Annotated in this window: 22 protein-coding genes and 1 riboswitch; of the genes, 12 read left to right on the top strand and 10 right to left on the bottom strand. The window is 69.8% G+C overall.

The annotated features are described in order from the left end of the window. Nucleotides 1-10: 10 nt before the first annotated feature. Both rpsR and rplI read left to right on the top strand, forming a co-directional pair. Nucleotides 11-247 (top strand): 30S ribosomal protein S18, encoded by a 237-nt coding sequence (gene rpsR, locus ACFWB8_RS30300; protein WP_003956534.1) that lies wholly within the window; start codon nt 11-13, stop codon nt 245-247. An 18-nt stretch (nt 248-265) separates the two neighbouring features. After that, nucleotides 266-712, top strand: a complete 447-nt coding sequence (gene rplI / locus ACFWB8_RS30295; RefSeq protein ID WP_365921833.1) for a 50S ribosomal protein L9 — start codon at nt 266-268, stop codon at nt 710-712. A 165-nt stretch (nt 713-877) separates the two neighbouring features. Here the strand turns inward: rplI and ACFWB8_RS30290 are convergent, their stop codons facing one another. Then, nucleotides 878-2215: an MATE family efflux transporter gene (locus ACFWB8_RS30290; RefSeq protein ID WP_385234118.1), complete on the bottom strand. Its 1338-nt coding sequence runs from the start codon at nt 2213-2215 to the stop codon at nt 878-880. 452 nt (nt 2216-2667) lie between these two features. Between ACFWB8_RS30290 and dnaB the strand changes: the two genes are divergently transcribed. After that, complete coding sequence (gene dnaB, locus ACFWB8_RS30285) at nt 2668-4131, top strand: replicative DNA helicase (RefSeq protein WP_385234152.1); 1464 nt, start codon at nt 2668-2670, stop codon at nt 4129-4131. Between the two features lie 9 nt (nt 4132-4140). After that, complete coding sequence (locus tag ACFWB8_RS30280) at nt 4141-5526, top strand: serine hydrolase domain-containing protein (protein ID WP_385234115.1); 1386 nt, start codon at nt 4141-4143, stop codon at nt 5524-5526. An 11-nt stretch (nt 5527-5537) separates the two neighbouring features. Here the strand turns inward: ACFWB8_RS30280 and ACFWB8_RS30275 are convergent, their stop codons facing one another. The 3 genes from ACFWB8_RS30275 to ACFWB8_RS30265 all read right to left on the bottom strand — a co-directional run bounded on the left by ACFWB8_RS30275 (nt 5538) and on the right by ACFWB8_RS30265 (nt 8146). Beyond that, nucleotides 5538-6710, bottom strand: coding sequence for a winged helix DNA-binding domain-containing protein (locus tag ACFWB8_RS30275; RefSeq protein WP_385234112.1), 1173 nt, complete (start codon nt 6708-6710; stop codon nt 5538-5540). 65 nt (nt 6711-6775) lie between these two features. Beyond that, nucleotides 6776-7240, bottom strand: coding sequence for a GNAT family N-acetyltransferase (locus ACFWB8_RS30270; protein WP_385234109.1), 465 nt, complete (start codon nt 7238-7240; stop codon nt 6776-6778). 18 nt (nt 7241-7258) lie between these two features. After that, nucleotides 7259-8146: a GNAT family N-acetyltransferase gene (locus ACFWB8_RS30265; RefSeq protein ID WP_385234106.1), complete on the bottom strand. Its 888-nt coding sequence runs from the start codon at nt 8144-8146 to the stop codon at nt 7259-7261. 145 nt (nt 8147-8291) lie between these two features. Between ACFWB8_RS30265 and ACFWB8_RS30260 the strand changes: the two genes are divergently transcribed. Further along, complete coding sequence (locus tag ACFWB8_RS30260; protein ID WP_385234103.1) at nt 8292-8942, top strand: HAD family hydrolase; 651 nt, start codon at nt 8292-8294, stop codon at nt 8940-8942. A gap of 120 nt (nt 8943-9062) precedes the next feature. Beyond that, complete coding sequence (locus tag ACFWB8_RS30255; protein ID WP_385234100.1) at nt 9063-10274, top strand: globin domain-containing protein; 1212 nt, start codon at nt 9063-9065, stop codon at nt 10272-10274. A gap of 79 nt (nt 10275-10353) precedes the next feature. Here the strand turns inward: ACFWB8_RS30255 and ACFWB8_RS30250 are convergent, their stop codons facing one another. From ACFWB8_RS30250 to ACFWB8_RS30230, 5 genes are all read right to left on the bottom strand, one after another. Next, entirely contained in the window at nt 10354-10833 is a 480-nt protein-coding gene (locus ACFWB8_RS30250; protein WP_385234097.1) for an NUDIX domain-containing protein, read from the bottom strand. A 60-nt stretch (nt 10834-10893) separates the two neighbouring features. Then, complete coding sequence (locus ACFWB8_RS30245) at nt 10894-11790, bottom strand: LysR family transcriptional regulator (protein WP_385234094.1); 897 nt, start codon at nt 11788-11790, stop codon at nt 10894-10896. Between the two features lie 188 nt (nt 11791-11978). Beyond that, nucleotides 11979-13145 (bottom strand): cystathionine gamma-lyase, encoded by a 1167-nt coding sequence (locus ACFWB8_RS30240; RefSeq protein WP_385234091.1) that lies wholly within the window; start codon nt 13143-13145, stop codon nt 11979-11981. Continuing rightward, nucleotides 13142-13633 carry a low molecular weight protein-tyrosine-phosphatase gene (locus ACFWB8_RS30235; protein WP_385234088.1) on the bottom strand — a complete coding sequence of 164 codons (492 nt, stop codon included), beginning with the start codon at nt 13631-13633 and terminating at the stop codon, nt 13142-13144. The genes ACFWB8_RS30240 and ACFWB8_RS30235 overlap by 4 nt, the downstream gene beginning before the upstream one ends. Before the next feature lie 11 nt (nt 13634-13644). After that, nucleotides 13645-14025, bottom strand: a complete 381-nt coding sequence (locus tag ACFWB8_RS30230) for a phage holin family protein (RefSeq protein ID WP_385234085.1) — start codon at nt 14023-14025, stop codon at nt 13645-13647. 90 nt (nt 14026-14115) lie between these two features. On the opposite strand from ACFWB8_RS30230, the gene ACFWB8_RS30225 reads away from it, so the two are divergent. From ACFWB8_RS30225 to ACFWB8_RS30210, 4 genes are all read left to right on the top strand, one after another. Next, on the top strand, nt 14116-14433 hold the full coding sequence (locus tag ACFWB8_RS30225) for a cupin domain-containing protein (RefSeq protein ID WP_385234082.1): 318 nt from the start codon (nt 14116-14118) through the stop codon (nt 14431-14433). Between the two features lie 144 nt (nt 14434-14577). Continuing rightward, a complete protein-coding gene (locus tag ACFWB8_RS30220) occupies nt 14578-14805 on the top strand; it encodes a DUF5326 family protein (RefSeq protein WP_385234079.1) in 228 nt (75 codons plus the stop codon). A gap of 290 nt (nt 14806-15095) precedes the next feature. Further along, the gene (locus tag ACFWB8_RS30215) at nt 15096-15842 is read left to right on the top strand and encodes an IclR family transcriptional regulator (protein ID WP_385234076.1); all 747 of its coding nucleotides are present in this window, start codon (nt 15096-15098) and stop codon (nt 15840-15842) included. A 96-nt stretch (nt 15843-15938) separates the two neighbouring features. Beyond that, the gene (locus ACFWB8_RS30210; RefSeq protein WP_385234073.1) at nt 15939-16388 is read left to right on the top strand and encodes an SsgA family sporulation/cell division regulator; all 450 of its coding nucleotides are present in this window, start codon (nt 15939-15941) and stop codon (nt 16386-16388) included. A gap of 133 nt (nt 16389-16521) precedes the next feature. On the opposite strand, the gene ACFWB8_RS30205 is transcribed toward ACFWB8_RS30210, so the two are convergent. Beyond that, nucleotides 16522-17862, bottom strand: coding sequence for a YibE/F family protein (locus ACFWB8_RS30205; protein WP_385234149.1), 1341 nt, complete (start codon nt 17860-17862; stop codon nt 16522-16524). Nucleotides 17863-17976: 114 nt separating this feature from the next. After that, nucleotides 17977-18120: riboswitch (TPP riboswitch) on the top strand. On the opposite strand from ACFWB8_RS30205, the gene thiC reads away from it, so the two are divergent. Next, nucleotides 18115-19899: a phosphomethylpyrimidine synthase ThiC gene (gene thiC / locus ACFWB8_RS30200; protein ID WP_385234070.1), complete on the top strand. Its 1785-nt coding sequence runs from the start codon at nt 18115-18117 to the stop codon at nt 19897-19899. (Overlaps the previous riboswitch by 6 nt.) A gap of 121 nt (nt 19900-20020) precedes the next feature. Beyond that, nucleotides 20021-21070 (top strand): aldo/keto reductase, encoded by a 1050-nt coding sequence (locus ACFWB8_RS30195; RefSeq protein ID WP_385234146.1) that lies wholly within the window; start codon nt 20021-20023, stop codon nt 21068-21070. Nucleotides 21071-21166 lie beyond the last annotated feature (96 nt).

Below are 21166 nucleotides of genomic sequence, written 5' to 3'. Positions count from 1 at the left end.
GAGAGACACAATGGCGAAGCCGCCTGTGCGCAAGCCTAAGAAGAAGGTCTGCGCTTTCTGCAAGGACAAGACCGTGTACGTGGACTACAAGGACACGAACATGCTGCGGAAGTTCATTTCCGACCGCGGCAAGATCCGTGCCCGCCGCGTTACCGGCAACTGCACGCAGCACCAGCGTGACGTCGCCACGGCCGTGAAGAACAGCCGTGAGATGGCGCTGCTGCCCTACACGTCCACCGCGCGATAAGGAAAGGGTGACCGAATAATGAAGATCATCCTGACCCACGAGGTCTCTGGCCTCGGCACCGCCGGCGATGTCGTCGACGTCAAGGACGGTTACGCTCGCAACTACCTGGTCCCGCGTGGTTTCGCGATCCGCTGGACCAAGGGTGGCGAGAAGGACGTGGCGCAGATCCGCCGCGCCCGCAAGATCCACGAGATCGCGACCATCGAGCAGGCCAACGAGGTCAAGGCCAAGCTCGAGGGCGTGAAGGTTCGTCTGGCCACCCGCGCGGGTGACGCCGGTCGTCTGTTCGGTTCCGTCACTCCGTCCGACATCGCCACGGCGATCGAGGCGTCCGGTGGCCCGAAGGTCGACAAGCGCCGCGTTGAGCTGGGCTCCCCGATCAAGACCCTCGGTTCGTACCAGGTCTCCGTGCGTCTGCACGCCGACGTGGCCGCGAACGTGGGCATCGAGGTCGTCGCCGCCTAAGGGCTGCGCATGAAGGGCCGCACCCGCTGGGGTGCGGCCCTTCGTCGTTTCCGGACACCGGGGGAACCGTGGAACGGCGGATGTTTCACGTGAAACATCGAGGCTCCCGCAGGGGACTCCGCGATGTTTCACGTGAAACACGCTCGCTCCACGTGAAACTTGCTCCTAGCGGGTGGCCCCCGAGACCAGCCAGCGGCCCGATCGGGCGCGTAGCTGGAGGGTGGCCATCCGGACCAGCATCATCAGCGTCATGGCCCACCAGAGCGTGGTCAGGCCGCCGCCCACGGCCGGGACGAGCAGTGCGGCCGGGGTGAACACGGCGAGCGTCAGCAGCATGGCCCAGGCCAGGTATCGGCCGTCGCCTGCGCCCATCAGGACTCCGTCGAGGACGAAGACGATCCCGGACACCGGCTGGGAGAGGGCCACTACGAGGAGGGCGGGGAGCATGGCGTCCTTGACCGCTGGATCACTGGTGAACAGCGGGATGAAGAGCGGGCGGGCCGCGATCACGAGAATGCCCAGGACGATCCCGGAGGCGATCCCCCACTGGACCATGCGGCGGCAGACGGCCTTCGCGCCTTCGGTGTCGCCCGCGCCCAGGTAGCGGCCGATGATGGCTTGCCCTGCGATGGCGATGGCGTCCAGGGCGAAGGCCAGCAGACTCCACAGGGCGAGCAGGATCTGGTGGGCCGCGATGTCGGCGTCGCCCAGCCGGGCTGCAACGGCGGTTGCGATCAACAGGACCGCGCGCAGCGACAGCGTGCGGACCAGCAGCGGCACGCCGGCCTGGGCGCAGGCCCGGATGCCGGTGGCGTCGGGGCGCAGTGAGGCGCCGTGCCGTCTGGCGCCGCGGACGACCACGACGAGGTAGGCGGCGGCCATGGCGCACTGGGCGATGACCGTGCCCCAGGCGGAGCCGGCGATGCCGAGGCCGACGCCGTAGACGAGTGCGGCGTTCAGACCCGCGTTGAGGGCGAAGCCCCCGACGGCTACGTAGAGCGGGGTCCGGGTGTCCTGGAGGCCGCGGATGACACCGGTGGCGGCGAGCACCATGAGCATGGCCGGGATGCCGAGGGCGGAGATGCGCAGATAGGTGACGGCGTACGGGGCGACGGTGTCGGAGGCCCCGAACAGGGAGATCAGCCAGGGCGCCGCGGGCAGGACGAAGGCGATGACGGCCGCGCCGAGGAGGAGGGCGAGCCAGATCCCGTCCATTCCCTGCCGGATGGCTGCCTGCAGATCGTCCGCGCCGACACGGCGGGCCACGGCCGCGGTGGTGGCGTAGGCGAGGAAGACGAAGACGCTCACGGCGGTGGTCAGCAGAGCGGCGGCGATGCCCAGGCCGGCCAATTGGGGCGTGCCGAGGTGTCCCACGATGGCGCTGTCGGCCATCAGGAAGAGGGGTTCGGCGACGAGTGCGCCGAAGGCGGGGACGGCGAGTGCGAAGATCTCTCGGTCGTGCCGTCTCGGGGCAGCCTTCGGCGCTGTGGGGGCCTGTGTCATGGGCTCAATCTAATCTTCCACAGGTAATAGACGCAAGGGTGTTTGAATCCTTACCGAAGCGCTGACTTGCGCGTTCTCCGCACCTCGTTGGTGGCGATCTTGAGACAGTGGCCAATATTTTTCCGCCGCACAGGCTGCGGAGAAAGAAATCGCAGGTCAGAAGGGGTGACGGGGTGGGTCAGGTGATTTTGTCCACAGCGTCGTCCCCCGGTCCGTACACAGCTTCCGGGGACTTACCCACAGCATTGGCGCCGTCGTCCACATCTCATCCACACAGCCTGTGGATAACAGGATTGGCTGACGTCGCCCGCGGGCCTACCGTGGTTCGTTGCCCGACTCGCCGACAGCGGATTCGGGTGCCCCAAATGTCAGAGCCGTGTCGTAGAAAGAGTGACACGGCGAGGTCCGCGTTGCGGACGGGAGGAGGCGGCCCGGTGAGCATGCCCGAGCCCATGGACGACCCCTGGGCCGACAGTGGTCCAGGAGACCGTCTGCCCGCCCGTCCGCGCCGTGGCGGGGAAGGCCGCGGCCGCGGGGACGAACAGCACGGCCGAGGCCGCGAGGGCGGCTCCTGGGACGGCGGCGGAGGCGGGTTCGAGCGCGTCCCACCGCAGGACCTCGACGCCGAGCAGTCCGTGCTCGGCGGCATGCTGCTCTCCAAGGACGCCATCGCCGACGTGGTCGAGGTGCTCAAGGGCCACGACTTCTACCGGCCCTCGCACGAGACGATCTACCAGGCGATCCTCGACCTGTACGCCAAGGGCGAGCCGGCCGACCCGATCACGGTCGGCGCCGAGCTGACCCGGCGCGGCGAGATCAGCAAGGTGGGCGGGGCCTCGTACCTGCACACACTGGTGCAGTCCGTCCCGACCGCGGCGAATGCCGAGTACTACGCGGAGATCGTCCACGAGCGGGCGGTACTGCGTCGCCTGGTCGCCGCCGGTACGAAGATCACGCAAATGGGTTACGCCGCGGACGGCGACGTCGACGAGATCGTCAACAGCGCCCAGGCGGAGATCTACGCCGTCACCGAGCAGCGGACCTCCGAGGACTACCTGCCGCTGGGCGACATCATGGAGGGCGCCCTCGACGAGATCGAGGCGATCGGGTCGCGCAGCGGCCAGATGTCCGGTGTCCCCACGGGGTTCACCGACCTCGACTCGCTGACCAACGGCCTCCACCCGGGCCAGATGATCGTCATTGCGGCCCGCCCCGCCATGGGAAAGTCCACCCTTGCGCTGGACTTCGCCCGTGCCTGCTCCATCAAGAGCAACCTGCCGAGCGTCATCTTCTCCCTCGAAATGGGCCGCAACGAGATCGCGATGCGCCTGCTATCGGCGGAGGCCCGCGTGGCGCTGCACCACATGCGCTCCGGCACGATGACCGACGACGACTGGACCCGGCTGGCCCGCCGGATGCCGGACGTCTCCGCCGCCCCGCTGTACATCGACGACTCCCCCAACCTGTCGATGATGGAGATCCGCGCGAAGTGCCGCCGGCTCAAGCAGCGCAACGACCTCTCGCTCGTGGTCATCGACTACCTCCAGCTGATGCAGTCGGGCGGTTCGCGCCGTCCCGAGAGCCGCCAGCAGGAGGTCTCGGACATGTCGCGAAACCTCAAGCTGCTGGCGAAGGAGCTGGAGGTCCCCGTGATCGCGCTGTCCCAGCTGAACCGTGGCCCCGAGCAGCGCACCGACAAGAAGCCGATGGTCTCCGACCTGCGTGAGTCCGGCTCCATCGAGCAGGACGCCGACATGGTGATCCTGCTCCACCGCGAGGACGCGTACGAGAAGGAGTCGCCCCGTGCGGGCGAGGCCGACCTGATCGTGGCGAAGCACCGTAACGGCCCCACGGCGACGATCACCGTCGCTTTCCAGGGCCATTATTCGCGGTTCGTGGACATGGCCAACACGTAGCATCCGATCATGGATGCCCTATCTGAAGACCTGGAGCTGCTTCCCGCCACCCGCCGCGCGCTCGGGCACCGGATCGCCGTCGCGCAGAGGGACGGGCGGGCCCCCTCTGTGGTGGCGGCCGTGGTGCGCGGAGGCGAAGTGGTCTGGGAGGGGTCGCGGACCTCCGCCGAAGGCCACGGCCCCGATGGGAACGTGCAGTACCGGATCGGCTCGATCACCAAGACCTTCACGGCCGTTCTGGTGTTGCGGCTGCGGGACGAGGGGCTGCTGGGGCTCGGGGATCCGGTGGAGAAGTATCTGCCGGGGACGGGTGTCGGCGAGGTGACCGTCGGTCAGCTCCTGGCCCACACCGGCGGCTTGGCGGCAGAGACCCCGGGCGAGTGGTGGGAACGCTCGTCCGCGGCGCTGCGGCCCGAGCTCTCGGACGTACTGGGCGAGCAGCCCTTCCGGCACGAGCCCGGCCGGCGGCACCACTACTCCAACCCCGGCTACACGCTGCTGGGTTCGCTGGTGGAGGCCGTGCGCGGGAAACCGTGGGAAGAGGTGCTGCACGCCGAAGTGCTGGAGCCGCTGGGGCTGCACCGTACGAGCGCTCAGCCGCAGGCTCCCCACGCCGGGGGATGGGCGGTGCATCCGTGGGCCGACGTGATGATGCCGGAGCCTCTGGAGGACCTGGGGCTGATGGCCGCGGCCGGTCAACTGTGGTCCACGACTGCCGACCTGGCGCGCTTCGCGGTCTTCCTCGTACGAGGTGACGAGCGGGTGCTGAGCGCCGAGACGGTACGGGAGATGCGTACGGCGGCGGCTCCCCCGGAGCCGGGGGCCGTCGACCTCGGGTACGGACTCGGCATGCAGTTGATGAACAACGCCGGGCGTCGGCTCGCCGGGCACTCCGGCTCGCTGCCCGGGTTCGTCGCGGGGCTGTGGCTGAGCGAGGCGGACGACGTGGCGGCCGTGGTGCTGGCGAACTGCACATCGGGGCTGCCGGCCGCGACGGTGGCCGCGGACCTCGTGACGATCGTGGCGGACGCGGAGCCGTCCTTCCCCCAGCCGTGGCGGCCGTTCGGGGAGGCTGATCCGGTGGCGCTGGAGCTGTGCGGGCCCTGGTACTGGGGCACGGGCGCGTACGCCCTCCGGTTGACCGCGGACGGCCTGCTGGAGCTGGGCGCGCTGGGGGCGACGGGGCGGGCGGCCAGGTTCCGGCTGGAGCCGGACGGCAGTTGGACCGGCCTGGCGGGTTATTACGCGGGGGAGTCGCTGCGGGCCGTGCGGCGGCCGGACGGCGCGGTGAGCCATCTCGATCTGGGCTCGTTCGTGTTCACGCGGGAGCCGTACGACGCGCAGGCTCCGGTGCCCGGCGGGGTGGATCCGCAGGGCTGGCGCGGCATCGGCTAGTACTCGCGTTTCTATGCGACGAGTTCGCGCTCCAGCGGGGTGCGGAAGCGCGGGGTGATGCGGGCGTCCCCGATCCACTCGGCGAGCCGGGCGGCTTCGGCGGCGACCGCCTGCTCGGCGTCGCGGCCGGGGCTTCCCAGCAGTCGGTGCACGATGGAGCCGTCGGCACGCTGCGCCCAGCCGCCGACGATCTCGCCGTTCCACCAGACGGTGGGACCGATGTTGCCGGCGTGGTCGAAGAGGGCCGGCCGGTGCGCCGGGTCGAGGTGGAAGCCGCGGTCGGCCCACCCCATACCGCTCGGATCGAGACCGGGCAGCAGGGCCGCCCAGGGCTCGGTGGCGGGTTCCGGCGCGGCGTCGCCGGGGCCGACGAGGGCAGTGGTGCCGTCATCGAGCCGCACCTGCTCGGGGCCGACGGCGGCCAGGGCCTTGCGGACATCGGTGAGGGTCCACCCGGTCCACCACTTGAGGTCGGCCTCGGTGGCAGGGCCGTAGGCATGGAGCCAGCGGCGGGCGAGCTCGGTACGGGCCTCGGCGGCCGGTACAGGGGGCCAGGGCTCGGAGTGGACCCAGCGGAACTGGCTGGAGGTCCACGAACCGCGCGGCCGGTCGCGACGGATCCGGCCGTCGGCGGCCAAGAGCCGGATGACCCGGGTGGCGACCCCGGTCTCCGTCTCGTACTTCTTGCCGCGGCCGATGGTGATCTTCTGGCGAAGGGCCGGTACGGCGGCGGAGAGCTGGCTGCCCGTGCAGGGGCCACGGTCGTCGAGGGCTTCGAGCGTGGCGGCCTCGGCGGTGGCCAGCCAGGCGGCATCGAGGCCCTCGCCGTCCTCGGCGAAGTGCTTGAGGAGGGTGCGCCGTTCCTTCACCGCAATGCCCCGGGCGGTGGAGGAGTCCACGTACGGGGCGAGTTCGCTGGAGACTGCGAAGAGCGTGTTCCGCATGCTGAGCAGCCGGACGAGGCTGACGTCCTCGTAGAGCGCCCGCTCGATCGCGGCGGGCCCGCCTTCGGTCAGCCGGGCTCGGGCCGAGAGGAAGACGGTCGCGGCGTCGGTGGCGTGCAGGGCGACGACGGAGTCCGCGGCCTGGGCCGCCTCTGCGGCACGGGCCGACGGAGCCAGGCGGTGCCGGCGGCCGAGCCGGCGGCGGCGCTCGGCGGTGGTGATGAGGGGAAGGCTGCTCATCCTTCCGATCGTAGGCCGGGACGCACCTGGCGTCCCGGCCTTTCCCCCTTCGAGTCCGGGACCGGTCAGAGCTGGAGCTTGAACCCCACGTGGGAGGCGGTGAAACCGAGCCTCTCGTAGAAGCGGTGGGCGTCGGTGCGGGTTACGTCCGAGGTGAGCTGCACGAGTTGGCAGTTCTCGGCGCGGGACCGCTCGACCGCCCACTCGATGAACCGGGTGCCCAGGCCGCTGCCGCGCTCATCGGCGTGGATGCGGACACCCTCGATGATCGAGCGGGTGGCGCCCTTGCGGGACAGGCCGGGGACGATCGTGAGTTGGAGGGTGCCGACGACACGGTCCCCGCGGACGGCGACGACCAGGTGCTGGTGGGGGTCGTCGGTCAGGCGCTTGAGGGCCGCCGCGTACGGGGTGAGGTCGTCCGGGGATTCACGGGTCGAGCCCAGCGGGTCGTCGGCGAGCATGGCGACGATCGCGGGCAGGTCCTCCTCGGCAGCCGGGCGAATCGCCAGCTCGGGGGTGGCTTCCGTCATGGTCGGGTGGATCCTTTCTCAGCCGGCTGCCACGGTGAGCGGAGCCCAGCGGCGGGTCCAGTCTCCGGGCAGGCCGGTGGTGTCTCGGGTCATGACGGCGTTGAAGGCCACGGAGTCGAGGCCCCGGTCCTTGAGCCAGGCGAGCAGCTCCTCGTGGCGTACGTCGACGTCGGTGCGCAGCGGTCGTTCGGTCGTGGCGGCGAGGCCGGCGACGAGCGCCTCGGCGGTGGCCTGGTCGCGGGCGATCAGCGGGCCGATGACATGGGTCTCCATGTTGGGCCAGATCGCGGCGTAGCCGATCAGCTCGCCGGCCGAGTCCTCGGCGACCAGCAACCGGTCCGTGAAGGCGGGCAGCCGGGTGATCAGGTGGGTGCGGTCAGCGCCGAAGACCTCGGCGTCCAGGCGGAGGATCCGTGAGATGTCCTCGGCGGTGGCCGGCCGGACCGGGACGGTGCCCGTCGCGGGAGCGGTCTCGTCACGGCGGAACGTGCCGCGGAGCATCTCGGCGCGTCCCGTGGTGTCGAAGCCGAGCTCCTCGTAGAGGGGGCGGCCGTTCGGAGTCGCGTGCAGGGTGAGCGGTACGCCCTTCAGGACGTCGTCGCAGACGTACGCCATCAGATGACGGCCCAGGCCCTGGCGGGCGTAGCGGTCGGCGACCAGGACCATACCGATGGCGGCGAGCTCCGGCTCGGCCTTGGTGTGTCCGTACGGGGTGACGACGCAGGCCGCGGCGAGCCCCCGGCCGTCAGGGGCGTCGATGCCGTAGCCGCTTCCGGCGGCGAGAAGCAGTCCCCATTTGTGGTCCTCGCGTGGCCAGCAGCGGTCCTCGGAGAGATCGGCGCAGTGGCGGAGGTCGTCCACGGTCAGCGCGCGGATCGGGAGTTCGGTGAGCTGTGGTGGTGTCACCGGCCCAGACTGGATCATCGGCCGGAGGCCGTCCAGAGGATTTGGACCAGAGGATGGGGGGACTGGATGTTTCACGTGAAACCAGCCGATGTTTCACGTGAAACATAGTGCTCCGCGTGAATGTGACGGGCTAGCCTCGATGGCTATGACCACCCTGCACCTCTTCGACCTCGACGGGACGCTGATGTACGGCTCGGCGGCCCCGGTCGAGATCTCCCGGCAGCTCGGGCTGACAGCTGAGATCGCCGAACTGGAGCGGGCCTTCGGCGCCCAGGAGATCGGCCCCCACCAGTTCTCGGTGGCGGCGCAGAGCCTCTGGACCGGCTTGACCCCCGCTCATGTCCGGGCGGCGTTCGAGGGCTCCCCGTGGCTGTCCGGGATCCGCGAGGTGTGGCAGGAGATCCGGGAACGCGGGGACTACTGCGCGGTGATCTCGCTGTCGCCGTCGTTCTTCGTGGAGCTGCTGCTGGAGTGGGGCGCGCACGCCGCGCACGGCTCGCTCTTCCCCGAGGTGCCGTTCACCCGGCCTGTGGACGTGGCGGGAATCCTGACGCCCGAGGGCAAGGTCACGGTCGCTGACCGGCTGTGCGCGCAGTACGGGGTGAGCCGGGACGACTGTGTCGCGTACGGGGATTCCCTGACCGATGTGGCGCTCTTCGACGCGGTGCCCCGGTCGGTGGCGGTCAACGCACGGCCGTACCTGGCAGAGCGGGCGACCCATGTCTACACGGGCCGGGACCTGCGGGAGGCCTATCAGCTGGCAGGCGGGGCGCGCCCGGGAGTTGAGGCATCTTAAGAGGAAAGTGGGTTCGAAACGCGGAATTCCCGCATTTCCCCGCAAGCCCTTGAAAGGGCTGGCACGCTGTGAAACCCGGAACCACGGATCTGAGGCCGTGGCGCGTGCAGACTGACCGAGATGCTTGAAGCGAGGCACCGCATGGACGCTCCGCCCACCAGACCGGCCAGACGAAGGCCGGCTCGGATACCCTCCGGGGGCGGCGCGACCGAGCCCTCCCCCGATGCCGTACTCATCCGCCGTACGCTCGCGGAGATCGCACCCGTCGCCGACAAGGTGACCTCGTATTTCTACGCCCTGGTGTTCACCGGCCAGCCGGAAGTCCGGGGCATGTTCCCCGCCGCGATGGACGTGCAGCGAGACCGGCTGCTGAAGGCGCTGCTGACCGCCTCCGAGCACATCGACGATCCCGACGTCCTCGTCCCGTACCTGCGCAGGCTGGGCGCGGGGCACCGCAAGTACGGCACCATGGCCGGCCACTACCCGCTGGTGGGCGAGGCCCTCATCGGGGCGCTGGCCCGCTACGCGCAGCTGACCTGGGGGCCCGAGGCCCAGGCCGCCTGGGTGCGGGCGTACACCACGATCTCCCAGATCATGATCGACGCGGCGGCCGAGGACGAGATGAAGGCCCCGGCATGGTGGCATGCCGAAGTGGTCTCCCACGATCTGCGCACCCCGGACATCGCCGTGATCACCGTGCGCCCCGACCAGCCCTACGCCTTCCTGGCAGGTCAGTACACGAGCCTGGAGACCTCGTGGTGGCCGCGGGTGTGGCGGCACTACTCCTTCGCTTCGGCGCCACGCACCGACGGGCTGTTGTCCTTCCACGTCAAGGCCGTCCCGGCGGGCTGGGTCTCCAACGCGCTGGTACGCCATGCCCGGCCCGGGGACGTGATCAGGCTCGGGCCGCCGGCAGGATCGATGGTCGTGGACCACAGCACCGACAACGGCATGCTCTGCCTGGGCGGTGGCACCGGAATCGCGCCGATCAAGGCGTTGATCGAGGACGTGGCCGAGCACGGTGAACGACGCCCGGTGGAGGTGTTCTTCGGCGCGCGCAGTGACAGCGACCTGTACGACAAGGACACCCTGCTGGGGCTCCAGCGCACCCACCCGTGGCTTTCGGTGCGGCCGGTGGTGGGCGCCGACGGGCTGGCAGGGCAACTGCCCCAGGCGGTCGGCACGCACGGGCTCTGGAGCTCGTACGACGCCTTCATCTCGGGCCCCGCGGCGATGATCCGCAGCGGAGTGGACGCCCTGAAGCGGATCGGGATCCCCGGCGAGCGGATCCGGCACGACGCCGTGGAGGAACTGGCAGGCGTCGCCGGCTGACACCGGCAGGCGCCCGCACTCCACAGGTCGGCCCGGGCCGGGAGCCGGCCCGGGCCAAGGGATCGGGCCGGGCGGTGGATCAGCCCAGGTCGGGAGCGTGCATGGCGCGCACTCCCTCGATGTTGCCGTCGAGGTAGTGGCGCAGGGACAGCGGGACGAGGTGGACGGCGGCGATGCCGACCCGGCTGAAGGGCACGCGGACGATCTCGTACTCGCCCTCGGGCTCGTCGATCTCGGGGCCGTGCCGTAGCCCGGGATCCATGGATTCGAGGTGGCAGACGAAGAAGTGCTGCACCTTGACGCCGGTCACCCCCCGGTCGGCGATGTGCTCGACGGTGTCGACGAAACAGGGCACCACATCGGTGATCTTCGCGCCTAGTTCTTCGTGGACCTCTCGGTGGAGGGCGTCGACGACGGTGGCGTCCGAGGATTCCACTCCGCCACCGGGAGTGAGCCAGTACGGGTCGATGCCGGGCTTGGTGCGCTTGATGAGGATCAGGTCGTCACCGTCGAGCAGGATCGCGCGGGCGGTGCGTTTGACCACGGGACGTTCGGTCATGGGAGAAGAGTGGCCCAGGACTCCGCTTCTGAAACGCGTCGGCGGCCGGAACCCGATGGCTCACCACTGCGCGCCGGCGCTCAGCAGCCGTGCGTGGGCCCTCGCGAGGTGGGCGAGGGCGAGGCTGCCGCTGCGTACGACGAGGAACCACGTGCGCAGCGGCGGGACCGCGGGCTCCAGCAGGGCGACGACCTGCCCGCGGTCCAGCGCGTCCTGGCAGAGGTAGCGGGGCAGGACCGCGAGCCCGGCGCCGGCCCGGACGCATTCCAGTACGGCCCGCAGATCGGGTGTGACGACGGTGGCCGCCGCATCGGGCAGGGCGTCGAAGACGGTGGCCCAGTAGCGGGCGACCAGCGGCAGGCTCTCGTGCACCTCGACGAGCGGGATGCCCTCCAGGGCGTCGGTGCCGTGTTCGCGCAGCCGCTCCGGATCGATGAGGGCGGCCCAGTAGGGCGCGGCCACCAGGACGTGCTCCTCGTCGCACAGGGCGGCGGCGTTGAAGAGCGCGCCGCGCGGGCGGGCGGTGGTGACGACGAGGTCGTGGTGTCCGGCGGCGAGCCCTTCGAGGGTCTCCGCGGCGTCGGTCTGCAGGGCGGTGCGCAGGGTGTGGCCCTGCCCTACCAGCGGTGCGAGCGCGGGCAGGACACGCAGGCTCAGGAACTCGGGGGGCCCGGCGAGGTGCAGGGTCCGTGCGCCGCCGACGGCCTCGCGCTCCGACTCGGTGATCCGCAGCAGGGCGTCGAGGTGGGGAGCGGCCTTGTGGGCGAGTTCGTCGCCGACGGCGGTGGGGGTGACGCCGCGGGCGCGGCGGTGGAAGAGGGGTCGGCCCAGTTGGCGTTCCAGCGTGCGGATCTGGGAGGTGACGGCGGGCTGGGACAGCCCGAGGAGCGCGGCGGCCCGGGTGAACGAGCCGGCCCGGTGCACGGCGACGAAGGTGCGCAACAGGGCCAGGTCCATTTCGGCCCCTCTCGGTGGGGGCCTTCAACTATAAATATGCCGATAGGGTCCTGTCGTTACCGTGATTGGACTCTGACACCGAGTCAACTAGCCTTGTGCAAGTGGTTCTTCGCGCGCGGAACCCGAAGCGGTCCGAGCCACTTGGGGGGAGGCTCGGACCGCTTTTCCGTGGCGCGTTCACGCGGGTCTCAGGCGCCCTGGCCCGCGCGATCAAGGGCTCGCAGCACGTCCGCGACGAGGTCCTCGGTGTCCTCGGCCCCGGCGGAGAACCGGATGAAGCCCTCGGGCACGTCGTCGCCGCCCCACCGTCCGCGCCGCTCGGCGGTGGACCGGACCCCGCCGAAGCTGGTCGCGTCCTCGACCAGGTGCAGGGCCGCCATGAAGCGCTCGGCGTGCGCGCGGTCGGGCAAGGTGAAGGAGACCACCGACCCGAAGCCCCGCATCTGGCGGGCGGCCGTCTTGTGCGACGGGTCCGCCGGCAGTCCGGGGTAGCGCAGTCCGCTTACGTCGGCGCGCTCGGCGAGTGCCTCCGCGACCGCGAGGGCGTTGGCCCACTGGCGCTGGGCGCGCAGTTGGATGGTGGCCAGGGACCGGTGGGCGAGCCAGGCCTCCATGGGACCGGGGATCGCGCCGACGATCTTGCGCCAGCGGCGGATGCCCGCGGCGAGCTCCGGGTCGCGGCAGACGACGTAGCCGAGCAGTACGTCGCCGTGGCCGGTGAGGCCCTTGGTGCCGCTGGCGACGGAGAAGTCGGCGCCGAGTTCCAGGGGGCGCTGGCCGAGCGGGGTGGCGAGCGTGTTGTCGACGGCGACCAGGGTCCCGCCGGCGTGCGCCGCGTCCACGAGGCGGCGCACGTCGCACACGTCGAGCCCGGGGTTGGACGGGGTCTCGATCCACAGCAGCCGGGCCCCGTCGAGGGCCGTGAGCTGCGCGTCGTCACCGGTGGGGGCGGTGCGCACGCGGATGCCGTAGGCCTCCAACTGCTCGCGCAGCAGCGGCAAGGCCTGGTACCCGTCGGAGGGCAGGACGACGGTGTCGCCGGTGCGGGCCTGGGAGAGGAGCACGGCGGAGACGGCGGCCATGCCCGAGGCGAAGACGACGGTGTGCACGCCGTCCTCGCCGGGCGCCTCCAGTTCCCCGATGGCCTGCTCCAGCAGGGTCCAGGTGGGGTTGGTGTCGCGGCCGTAGGTGTACGGGCCTTCGACGTCGCCGGGGAGGTGGAAGTGGGCGGCGAAGACCGGCCCGGGCATGGTCGGTTCGTTCCTGACCGGCTCGGGCAGGCCGGCCCGGACGGCGCGGGTGCCGTCGCCGAGCCGGTCCGCGGATGCGGCGCCGGCGCTGTCGTGTGCGCTCATGGGGTGGGCTCCTTCACGGCTTCGCGTACGGCGTCCAGCAGGCCGGCACTTGCCGCCTCGACCAGCGCCAGGCACTCCTCGAACCCGTCGAGGGACCCGTAGTAGGGATCCGGTACGTCGCTCTGCGCGGCCGTGGCCGCGGGATCGTACGACCGCAGCAGCCGGACCTTGGCGGCGTCCTGCGGGGTGGGGGCCAGGGCGCGCAGGTCCCGCAGGTGCCCGGCGTCGAGGGCGATGACGAGGTCGAGTCCGGCGAACCAGGTGGACCGGAACTGCCGGGCCCGGTGGTCCTGCTCGTACCCGGCGGCCTCCAGCACGGTGACGGTGCGCGGATCGGCGCCGTCACCCTCGTGCCAGCCGCCGGTGCCGGCGCTGTCGACCTCGATCAGGTGGTCGAGCCCGGCCTCGGCGACACGGGCGCGGAAGACGGACTCGGCCATGGGCGAGCGGCAGATGTTGCCGGTGCAGACGAAGCAGACGCGGTACATGGGCGGGCGCTTCAGCTCTTGTCGGGCAGGGCCATGTTCACGGCCCAGGAGACGATGGAGATGATCAGGGCGCCGATGACCGCGGTCCAGAAATTGTCGACGTGGAAGCTGAGGTCGAACTGCTTGGCCAGCCACGAGGTCAGCAGCAGCATCAGGGCGTTCACGACGAGGGTGAACAGGCCGAGGGTGAGGATAAACAGCGGCAGGGAGAACAGCTTCACCACGGGCTTGACGATGAAGTTGACCAGGCCGAAGATCAGCGCCACCAGGATCAGGGTGAGCGTGCGGCGGCCCATGCTGCTGCCGTCGTCCAGGGTGATGCCCGCGAGGAGCCAGATGGCGACGGCCAGGGCCGCCGCGTTGGCGAGCGTCTTGACTACGAAATTTGTCATGTGTCTGATCGTGGCAGAGAAGATCCCGGTGGAACATCGGCAGATCTGCTGATGGCAGCCGGACGAGAGAGCACAAGGGGCACAGCGAAGATGAAGGCCTTCCGGCTGGACGAGCTCGAAGCGGAACGGGCCGTGAACGACGGCGCCTATCTGCAGTTCCTGCGTGAGCGGAACATGTCGGTCGGGCTGTACGCGCTCGATGCCGGGCAGAGCGACCCGCAGCAGCCGCACGGGCAGGACGAGGTGTACTTCGTCGTGAGCGGCCGCGCTTCGATCACGGTGGGAGAGGAGACCACGACGGTGGCGAACGGCAGCGTGGTCTACGTCCCGGCCGGGGTCCCGCACAAGTTCCACCACATCACCGAGAACCTGAAGGTGATGGTGGTCTTCTCCCCGCCGGAGGCGTGAGCGGAGGCGCCCGGGTGAGGGTCGGGCCCCTGATCCCCCTAGGGGGCGGATCAGGGGACTCCGGGGGCTCGCGGCCCTCCGCCGGCGTCCATGGCCTCCTAGCATCGAAAGCAGGAAGTCACGGACGAGGAAGAGGTTGAGGACATGGACGGCATCCGAGAGACATTCGCAGGCATGCCTTGGTGGGTTAAGTGGGTCGCCGTTCCGCTGCTGGTGCTCTTCGTCTTCGGCGGTGTGATCACCAGCGTGCTGGCCACGCTGATCGGAATCGTCTTCAAGGTCCTGCTCTTCGCCGCTCTGGTCGGCGGTCTGGTCTTCCTCGTGAAGAAGTTCAGCGGCAGGAGCTCGAAGTCCTCCTCTGGCGAGTGGTAGGCGAGTGTTAGAACGGCGCAAGCCGGCCGGTAACGGGATTAACCCAGGTGAGGGAACGTGACACCCCAAACCGCTCACACTGCGGGAATCGGCGGATAGAGTGGCAATCTGTGCCGCCACCTGGGCCCGAAAGCCGGTATCACCGCCCTGACCTGCGGTGATGTACAGCAACTCGCCGAGCACGACCCCCAGGAGCCACGGCACGCGCGGGGGCGGCCCCCGCAGGGCGGGCCCCCACGGCCCGCCGCCACGCCTGGGGGTGAGCTTTGTCTCCGGTTCGCAATGCCGGTGTGCCGACTCTGATCGGTTCGGTGCAAAGGGCGCTGAGGCTGCTCGAAGCGGCGGGTTCCCATAGCGAGGGAGCTCCGGCGAAGCAACTGGCGCGCGAGGCCGGGCTCCCGCTTCCCACCGCGTACCACCTCCTGCGAACCCTGACCCACGAGGGCTACCTGCGCCGGGAGAGCGGTGTGTTCGTCTTGGGTGACGCCGCGGGGCGGCTGGCCGGCGGCGGGCTCCAGCAGAAACGTCGCAGCATGATCCTCGACTCCCTCGCGCACTTCCGCGACGCGGTCGAGGCGCCCGTCTACTTCGCGGTCTACCGCGAGGGTGAGATCGAGGTCGTGGGCGTATCGGACACCCCGGCCCACCCGGCCTGCGAAGAGTCGGCCGATTTCCGTGCGACCGGCCACGCGCACGCCATCGGGCAGTGCCTGCTCGGACAGCTCGGCGAGAAGACGCGCAAGGACCACTTCGACCGCCACCCCGTCCAGGCGGTCACCCAATACACCGTGGCCGATATGCGGACCCTGGAGGAGCGCATCGGTGCCATGGGCCGGATGCAACCGGTGACAGAGCGTCAGGAATATGTACTGGGCACGGTGTGTGCGGCCATTCCGATCACCGCCGGCGATACCGCCGCAACCATGGCCATTTCCCTTCCCCTGCATCAAGAAGCCCGGTTGCTCTATGCGGTCGATCGACTACGGAGTGAAGTAGGCGCGCTGTTGAGCACCCTCTCGTTCTCTATCAGTATCTGAAAACTCACTCCTTGTGATCTGCTGGCGCTTCCACCACTCTTGTCAAGAGGGCCCTGGGGGATCATTCCTGGCCACTTCCACAACAGCGGGGTACGCATGCGCGAGTCGGTACAGGCAGAGGTCATGATGAGCTTCCTCGTTTCCGAGGAGCTCTCGTTCCGGATCCCGGTGGAGCTCCGGTACGACGCTCGTGACCCCTACGCAATCCGCCTGACCTTCCACTTGCCCGGAGATGCGCCCGTGACATGGGCGTTCGGCCGGGAACTACTGCTGGACGGCATCAACAAGCCGTGCGGTGACGGCGATGTGCACATCGCCCCCACCCATCCGGATGAGCTGTCGGACGTCCACATCCGGCTCCAGGTCGGGGCCGACCGGGCACTGTTCCGTGCCAGCGCGGCGCCGCTCGTCGCCTTCCTCGACCGCACCGATCGACTGGTTCCGCTCGGTCAGGAACGAAACCTGGGCGACTTCGAAGAGAACCTGGACGAGGAGCTCGGCAAGATCCTGGCCGAGTCCCGGCAGAACGAACAGAACGCGGGCTGACCGCCGGACGCACCGCACCGCCGGCTCAGCGTGCCGACGCGCTGAGTGCACCGCCTTGCCGCTCCCGTACGACGGGCGGTGCGTGCGGCCTGACCAGCCGTGCCGCCGGTCCGCGCAGCGGGAACCACCTCGTTCAGCGCTTGCGACGCCGGCCCCGGCCGCCGCGGGCCGGCCCCGAAGCCACCGCGTCGCCCGGGGATCCCGGTCGGTCGGCAGAAACCACCAGTGCGGCCAGCGCCGTTGTCACCGGCACCGAGGCCACCAGGCCGATCGAGCCCACGAGGGTTCGCACGATCTCCTCCGCGACCAGCTCGCTGTTGGCCACGGATCCCATGCTGCTGTTGGCGATCGAGAAGAGGAGCAGCAGCGGCAGCGCGGCACCCGCGTAGGCCAGAACCAGTGTGTTGACCACCGAGGCGATGTGGTCCCGCCCGATCCTGATGCCCGCCCGGTACAAACCACGGGGGCCCATCGCCGGGTCGGCCTGGTGGAGTTCCCAGACCGCCGAGGTCTGGGTGACCGTCACGTCATCGAGCACACCCAGCGATCCGATGATCACTCCCGCGAGCAGCAAACCGCTCATGTCGATGCCCGGGTAGAGCCCGTGGATCAGCCCGGTGTTGTCGTCGGTGTTGCCGCTGAGGAACGCCCAGTCGATGAACAGCGAGCCCAGCAGGCCGATCAGCAACAGTGAGACGAGCGTGCCCAGGACGGCGACCGACGTACGCGCCGTGAGCCCGTGGCACATGTAGAGCGCGATCAGCATGATGGCGCTGGCCCCGACGACCGCGACGACCAGCGGGTTCGAGCCCTGCAGGATCGCCGGGAGGATGAAGAGGGTCAGTACGGCGAAGCTGACGACGAGCGCGATGAGCGCGAACAGCCCGCGCATCCGGCCGACCAGGACGACGGCCACGGCGAAGATGCCGGCCAACAGCGCCATCGGGAGCTTGCGGTTCACGTCGATCACGGAGTACTGGAGGTCCCGGGGGGCGTCCGGCGCGTACGCGACCACGACGTCCTGACCATCCTTCAACTGCCGCGGCGCGCCCGGCTGGACGATCTCCACGAAGGTGCGGCCCTTGTCCGGTCCGGTGGCGACCTCGACGGTGGCCTTCTTGCACTCGCCGGTCTGTGCGGCCTGCGCCTCGCGCCCCTCGGGTGTGGAGGTGTCGCCGGTGGGCGGTACCTGCGAGGCGTTGACCGATTTGCAGTCGACCTGCGACAGCGAGACGACCTTGCCCTGCTGGGTCTGGCGGTCGAAGCCCACGCCGGAGCGCTCGTGGGCGGGGGCGCCGCCCGGCCAGAGCACCACCATGCCGATGAAGACGGCGGCGGCGAAGGGGATCAACACGGCCGCGATGACCTTGCGCAGGTGCTTCGAGACCGGGGCCGCCGGGCCGTGGCCGTGGGAATGTCCGTGCGAGTGCCCGGGGTCCGCATGCGCATGGTCGGCGTGACCTGGATGAGCCATGGGGGCGGTGTGCTCGGTGGGGGTCTGCGGCGAGGACGTCACCAGCAGATCATCGCAACAGATGAGGGGGCCCACTGTTCAGCACGCCACACATGACGCTAGCGTGGGGGCACCTTTGCACAACGCGGGAGCTCGGAGCACCGGGCTGAGAGGGCGCTGATCACCGTACGCGCGGGAAATGCGTACGGGAAAAGGCTGCGTCGACCGCCGAACCTGTTACCGGGTAATGCCGGCGTAGGGAGATCAGGTCTCATGACCATTCAGGACGCACGCACGCCTGCCGTCAGCCAGGACGCCGACGGCCAGACCGAGAGCCAGCCCGGCTGGCACAAGGGCTACCTGGCGGGCTCCCGCCCGGACATCCGGGTGCCGGTCCGCCAGGTCCACCTCACCAACGGCAAGGACGTGACGCTCTACGACACGTCCGGTCCGTACACCGACCCGCAGATCGAGACCGACGTCCGCCGGGGCCTGGCGCCCCTGCGCGAGAACTGGATCATCGGCCGCGGCGACACCGAGGAGTACGCGGGCCGCCCCGCGCGCCCCGAGGACGACGGCATCAAGCACACCTCGCCCCGCGGTGGCCTCAAGAACCTCGACGCGGTCTTCCCGGGCCGCCCGCGCCAGCCCCGTCGGGGCCGTGGCGCCGCCGTCACCCAGCTCGCGTACGCCCGCCGGGGCGAGATCACCCCGGAGATGGAGTACGTCGCCATCCGCGAGAACGTCTCCCCCGAGGTCGTCCGCGAGGAGATCGCCGCAGGTCGCGCGGTGCTTCCTGCGAACGTGAACCACCCGGAGATCGAGCCGATGATCATCGGCAAGCGCTTCCTGGTGAAGGTCAACGCCAACATCGGCAACTCCGCGGTCACCTCCTCGATCGAGGAGGAGGTCGACAAGATGACATGGGCGACCAAGTGGGGCGCCGACACGGTCATGGACCTCTCGACCGGCCGCAACATCCACACCACCCGTGAGTGGGTGCTGCGCAACTCGCCCGTGCCGATCGGCACCGTGCCGCTCTACCAGGCGCTGGAGAAGGTCGACGGCCGGGCCGAGGACCTGACCTGGGAGATCTACAAGGACACGGTCATCGAGCAGGCCGAGCAGGGCGTCGACTACATGACGGTCCACGCCGGTGTGCTGCTCCCGTACGTGCCGCTGACCGCCCGCCGCAAGACCGGCATCGTCTCGCGCGGCGGCTCGATCATGGCCGCGTGGTGCCTGGCGCACCACCAGGAGAACTTCCTCTACACGAACTTCGAGGAGCTCTGCGAGATCCTCGCGGCGTACGACGTCACGTACTCGCTCGGTGACGGCCTGCGCCCCGGCTCCATCGCGGACGCCAACGACGCCGCGCAGTTCGCCGAGTTGAAGACGCTGGGCGAGCTCAACACGATCGCCAAGCGCCACAACGTGCAGACGATGATCGAGGGCCCGGGCCACGTCCCGATGCACAAGATCAAGGAGAACATCGACCTCCAGCAGGAGATCTGCGAGGAGGCGCCGTTCTACACGCTCGGCCCGCTGACCACGGACGTCGCGCCCGCTTACGACCACATCACCTCGGGCATCGGCGCCGCGATGATCGCCTGGTGGGGCACCGCGATGCTCTGCTACGTCACGCCCAAGGAGCACCTGGGCCTGCCGAACCGCGACGACGTGAAGACCGGCGTCATCACGTACAAGATCGCCGCGCACGCCGCGGACCTGGCCAAGGGCCACCCGGGCGCCCAGGAGTGGGACGACGCGCTGTCGGACGCGCGGTTCGAGTTCCGCTGGGAGGACCAGTTCAACCTGGCCCTCGACCCGGACACGGCCCGCGCGTTCCACGACGAGACCCTCCCGGCCGAGCCGGCCAAGACCGCGCACTTCTGCTCCATGTGCGGGCCGAAGTTCTGCTCGATGAAGATCTCCCAGGACATCCGCCGTGAGCACGGCGGAGACCTGAAGGCCGAGGAGATCCAGGCGGGCATGGCGGAGAAGTCCGCGGAGTTCGCCGCCGCGGGCAACCGGGTCTACCTCCCGCTCGCCGACTGATCGCGGACGGCCTTTTCGTGAGCAGTGGCGGCCCGGCGGGGCCGCCACCGCTCACTGCCGTCCGGAGCGAAAAAGCTTGATCTGGAGTGCACTTCAACTCCTAGAGTGCGGCCGCATGAGCATGCGATACCGAATTCTGGGCGGGACCGGCATCGAGGTCAGTGCGCACTGCCTCGGCACGATGATGTTCGGAGCCGTGGGCAACCCCGATCACGAGGAGTGTGTGCGGATCATCCACGCTGCCCTCGACCACGGGATCAACTTCGTGGACACCGCCGACATGTACTCCGGCGGGGAGTCCGAGACGATCACGGGGAAGGCGCTCAAGGGGCGGCGGGACGATGTCGTGCTCGCCACCAAGGTGCACTTCCAGATGGGGGAAGGGCGCAATCGGAGCGGCAACTCCAGGCGCTGGATCGTGCGCGCCGTGGAAGACAGCCTGAGGCGGCTCGACACCGACTGGATCGACCTCTACCAGGTGCACCGGCCCGACCACGGGACCGACGTCGAGGAGACGCTGTCCGTTCTCGGTGACCTCGTGTCGGCGGGGAAGATCCGGGCCTTCGGCTGCTCGACCTTTCCGGCCGAGGAGCTGGTCGAGGCGCACCACGTCGCCGAGCGGCGGGCGCTGCCGCGGTTCCGGACCGAGCAGCCGCCGTACTCGATCCTGGCCCGTGGGATCGAGGCCGATGTGCTGCCGGTGGCCCGGCGGTACGGGATGGGCGTCCTGACCTGGAGCCCGCTCGCGTCCGGATTCCTCAGCGGCAAGTACCGGCTCGGGGGGCCCGTGGACCTCTCCTCGGGTCGGGCGGCGCTGACGCCGGCGCGCTTCGACCCGGCGATCCCGGGGAATGTCGCGAAGCTGGAGGCCGTGGAGCAGCTCGTCGAGCTCGCCGACTCCATGGGCTGCACGCTGCCGGAGCTGGCCGTGGCCTTCCCCGTGGCGCATCCCGCCGTCACCTCGGTGATCATCGGGCCGCGGACCATGGAGCAGTTGGAGGGGCTGGTCAAGGGCGCCGGCCTGGTCCTTGACGACGATGTGCTCGACCGGATCGACGAGATCGTGGAGCCGGGCCGGAATCTCTACCGCCCGGACGGGGTCTGGCGCCCGCCGGCTCTGGCGGATGCCGCGCAGCGGCGGCGGGCGCTGGGGGACCGCGCCGCGGGCTAGATGTATTGCCCTGTGAGGTTGGGGACGCGGCTGGCGGGTGGTTTGCCTGCGAGCGCGGTGTGTCCGCGGTGGTGATTGTAGAAGTGCAGCCAGTGG

Origin of the sequence: Streptomyces sp. NPDC060031, from assembly GCF_042736805.1 — a bacterium.
Classification (GTDB): domain Bacteria; phylum Actinomycetota; class Actinomycetes; order Streptomycetales; family Streptomycetaceae; genus Streptomyces.
The sequence above is the reverse complement of the archived record's forward strand: the minus strand, read 5'-3'. Positions and strand labels throughout refer to the sequence as shown.

Excerpts from the sequence above, each read along its gene's own strand:
- rpsR (WP_003956534.1), top strand. The coding sequence starts at position 11 with ATGGCGAAGCCGCCTGTGCGCAAGCCTAAGAAGAAGGTCTGCGCTTTC.
- rplI (WP_365921833.1), top strand. The coding sequence starts at position 266 with ATGAAGATCATCCTGACCCACGAGGTCTCTGGCCTCGGCACCGCCGGC.
- ACFWB8_RS30290 (WP_385234118.1), bottom strand. The coding sequence starts at position 2,215 with ATGACACAGGCCCCCACAGCGCCGAAGGCTGCCCCGAGACGGCACGAC.
- dnaB (WP_385234152.1), top strand. The coding sequence starts at position 2,668 with ATGGACGACCCCTGGGCCGACAGTGGTCCAGGAGACCGTCTGCCCGCC.
- ACFWB8_RS30280 (WP_385234115.1), top strand. The coding sequence starts at position 4,141 with ATGGATGCCCTATCTGAAGACCTGGAGCTGCTTCCCGCCACCCGCCGC.
- ACFWB8_RS30275 (WP_385234112.1), bottom strand. The coding sequence starts at position 6,710 with ATGAGCAGCCTTCCCCTCATCACCACCGCCGAGCGCCGCCGCCGGCTC.
- ACFWB8_RS30270 (WP_385234109.1), bottom strand. The coding sequence starts at position 7,240 with ATGACGGAAGCCACCCCCGAGCTGGCGATTCGCCCGGCTGCCGAGGAG.
- ACFWB8_RS30260 (WP_385234103.1), top strand. The coding sequence starts at position 8,292 with ATGACCACCCTGCACCTCTTCGACCTCGACGGGACGCTGATGTACGGC.
- ACFWB8_RS30255 (WP_385234100.1), top strand. The coding sequence starts at position 9,063 with ATGCTTGAAGCGAGGCACCGCATGGACGCTCCGCCCACCAGACCGGCC.
- ACFWB8_RS30250 (WP_385234097.1), bottom strand. The coding sequence starts at position 10,833 with ATGACCGAACGTCCCGTGGTCAAACGCACCGCCCGCGCGATCCTGCTC.
- ACFWB8_RS30245 (WP_385234094.1), bottom strand. The coding sequence starts at position 11,790 with ATGGACCTGGCCCTGTTGCGCACCTTCGTCGCCGTGCACCGGGCCGGC.
- ACFWB8_RS30240 (WP_385234091.1), bottom strand. The coding sequence starts at position 13,145 with ATGAGCGCACACGACAGCGCCGGCGCCGCATCCGCGGACCGGCTCGGC.
- ACFWB8_RS30235 (WP_385234088.1), bottom strand. The coding sequence starts at position 13,633 with ATGTACCGCGTCTGCTTCGTCTGCACCGGCAACATCTGCCGCTCGCCC.
- ACFWB8_RS30230 (WP_385234085.1), bottom strand. The coding sequence starts at position 14,025 with ATGACAAATTTCGTAGTCAAGACGCTCGCCAACGCGGCGGCCCTGGCC.
- ACFWB8_RS30225 (WP_385234082.1), top strand. The coding sequence starts at position 14,116 with ATGAAGGCCTTCCGGCTGGACGAGCTCGAAGCGGAACGGGCCGTGAAC.
- ACFWB8_RS30220 (WP_385234079.1), top strand. The coding sequence starts at position 14,578 with ATGGACGGCATCCGAGAGACATTCGCAGGCATGCCTTGGTGGGTTAAG.
- ACFWB8_RS30210 (WP_385234073.1), top strand. The coding sequence starts at position 15,939 with ATGCGCGAGTCGGTACAGGCAGAGGTCATGATGAGCTTCCTCGTTTCC.
- ACFWB8_RS30205 (WP_385234149.1), bottom strand. The coding sequence starts at position 17,862 with ATGGCTCATCCAGGTCACGCCGACCATGCGCATGCGGACCCCGGGCAC.
- thiC (WP_385234070.1), top strand. The coding sequence starts at position 18,115 with ATGACCATTCAGGACGCACGCACGCCTGCCGTCAGCCAGGACGCCGAC.
- ACFWB8_RS30195 (WP_385234146.1), top strand. The coding sequence starts at position 20,021 with ATGCGATACCGAATTCTGGGCGGGACCGGCATCGAGGTCAGTGCGCAC.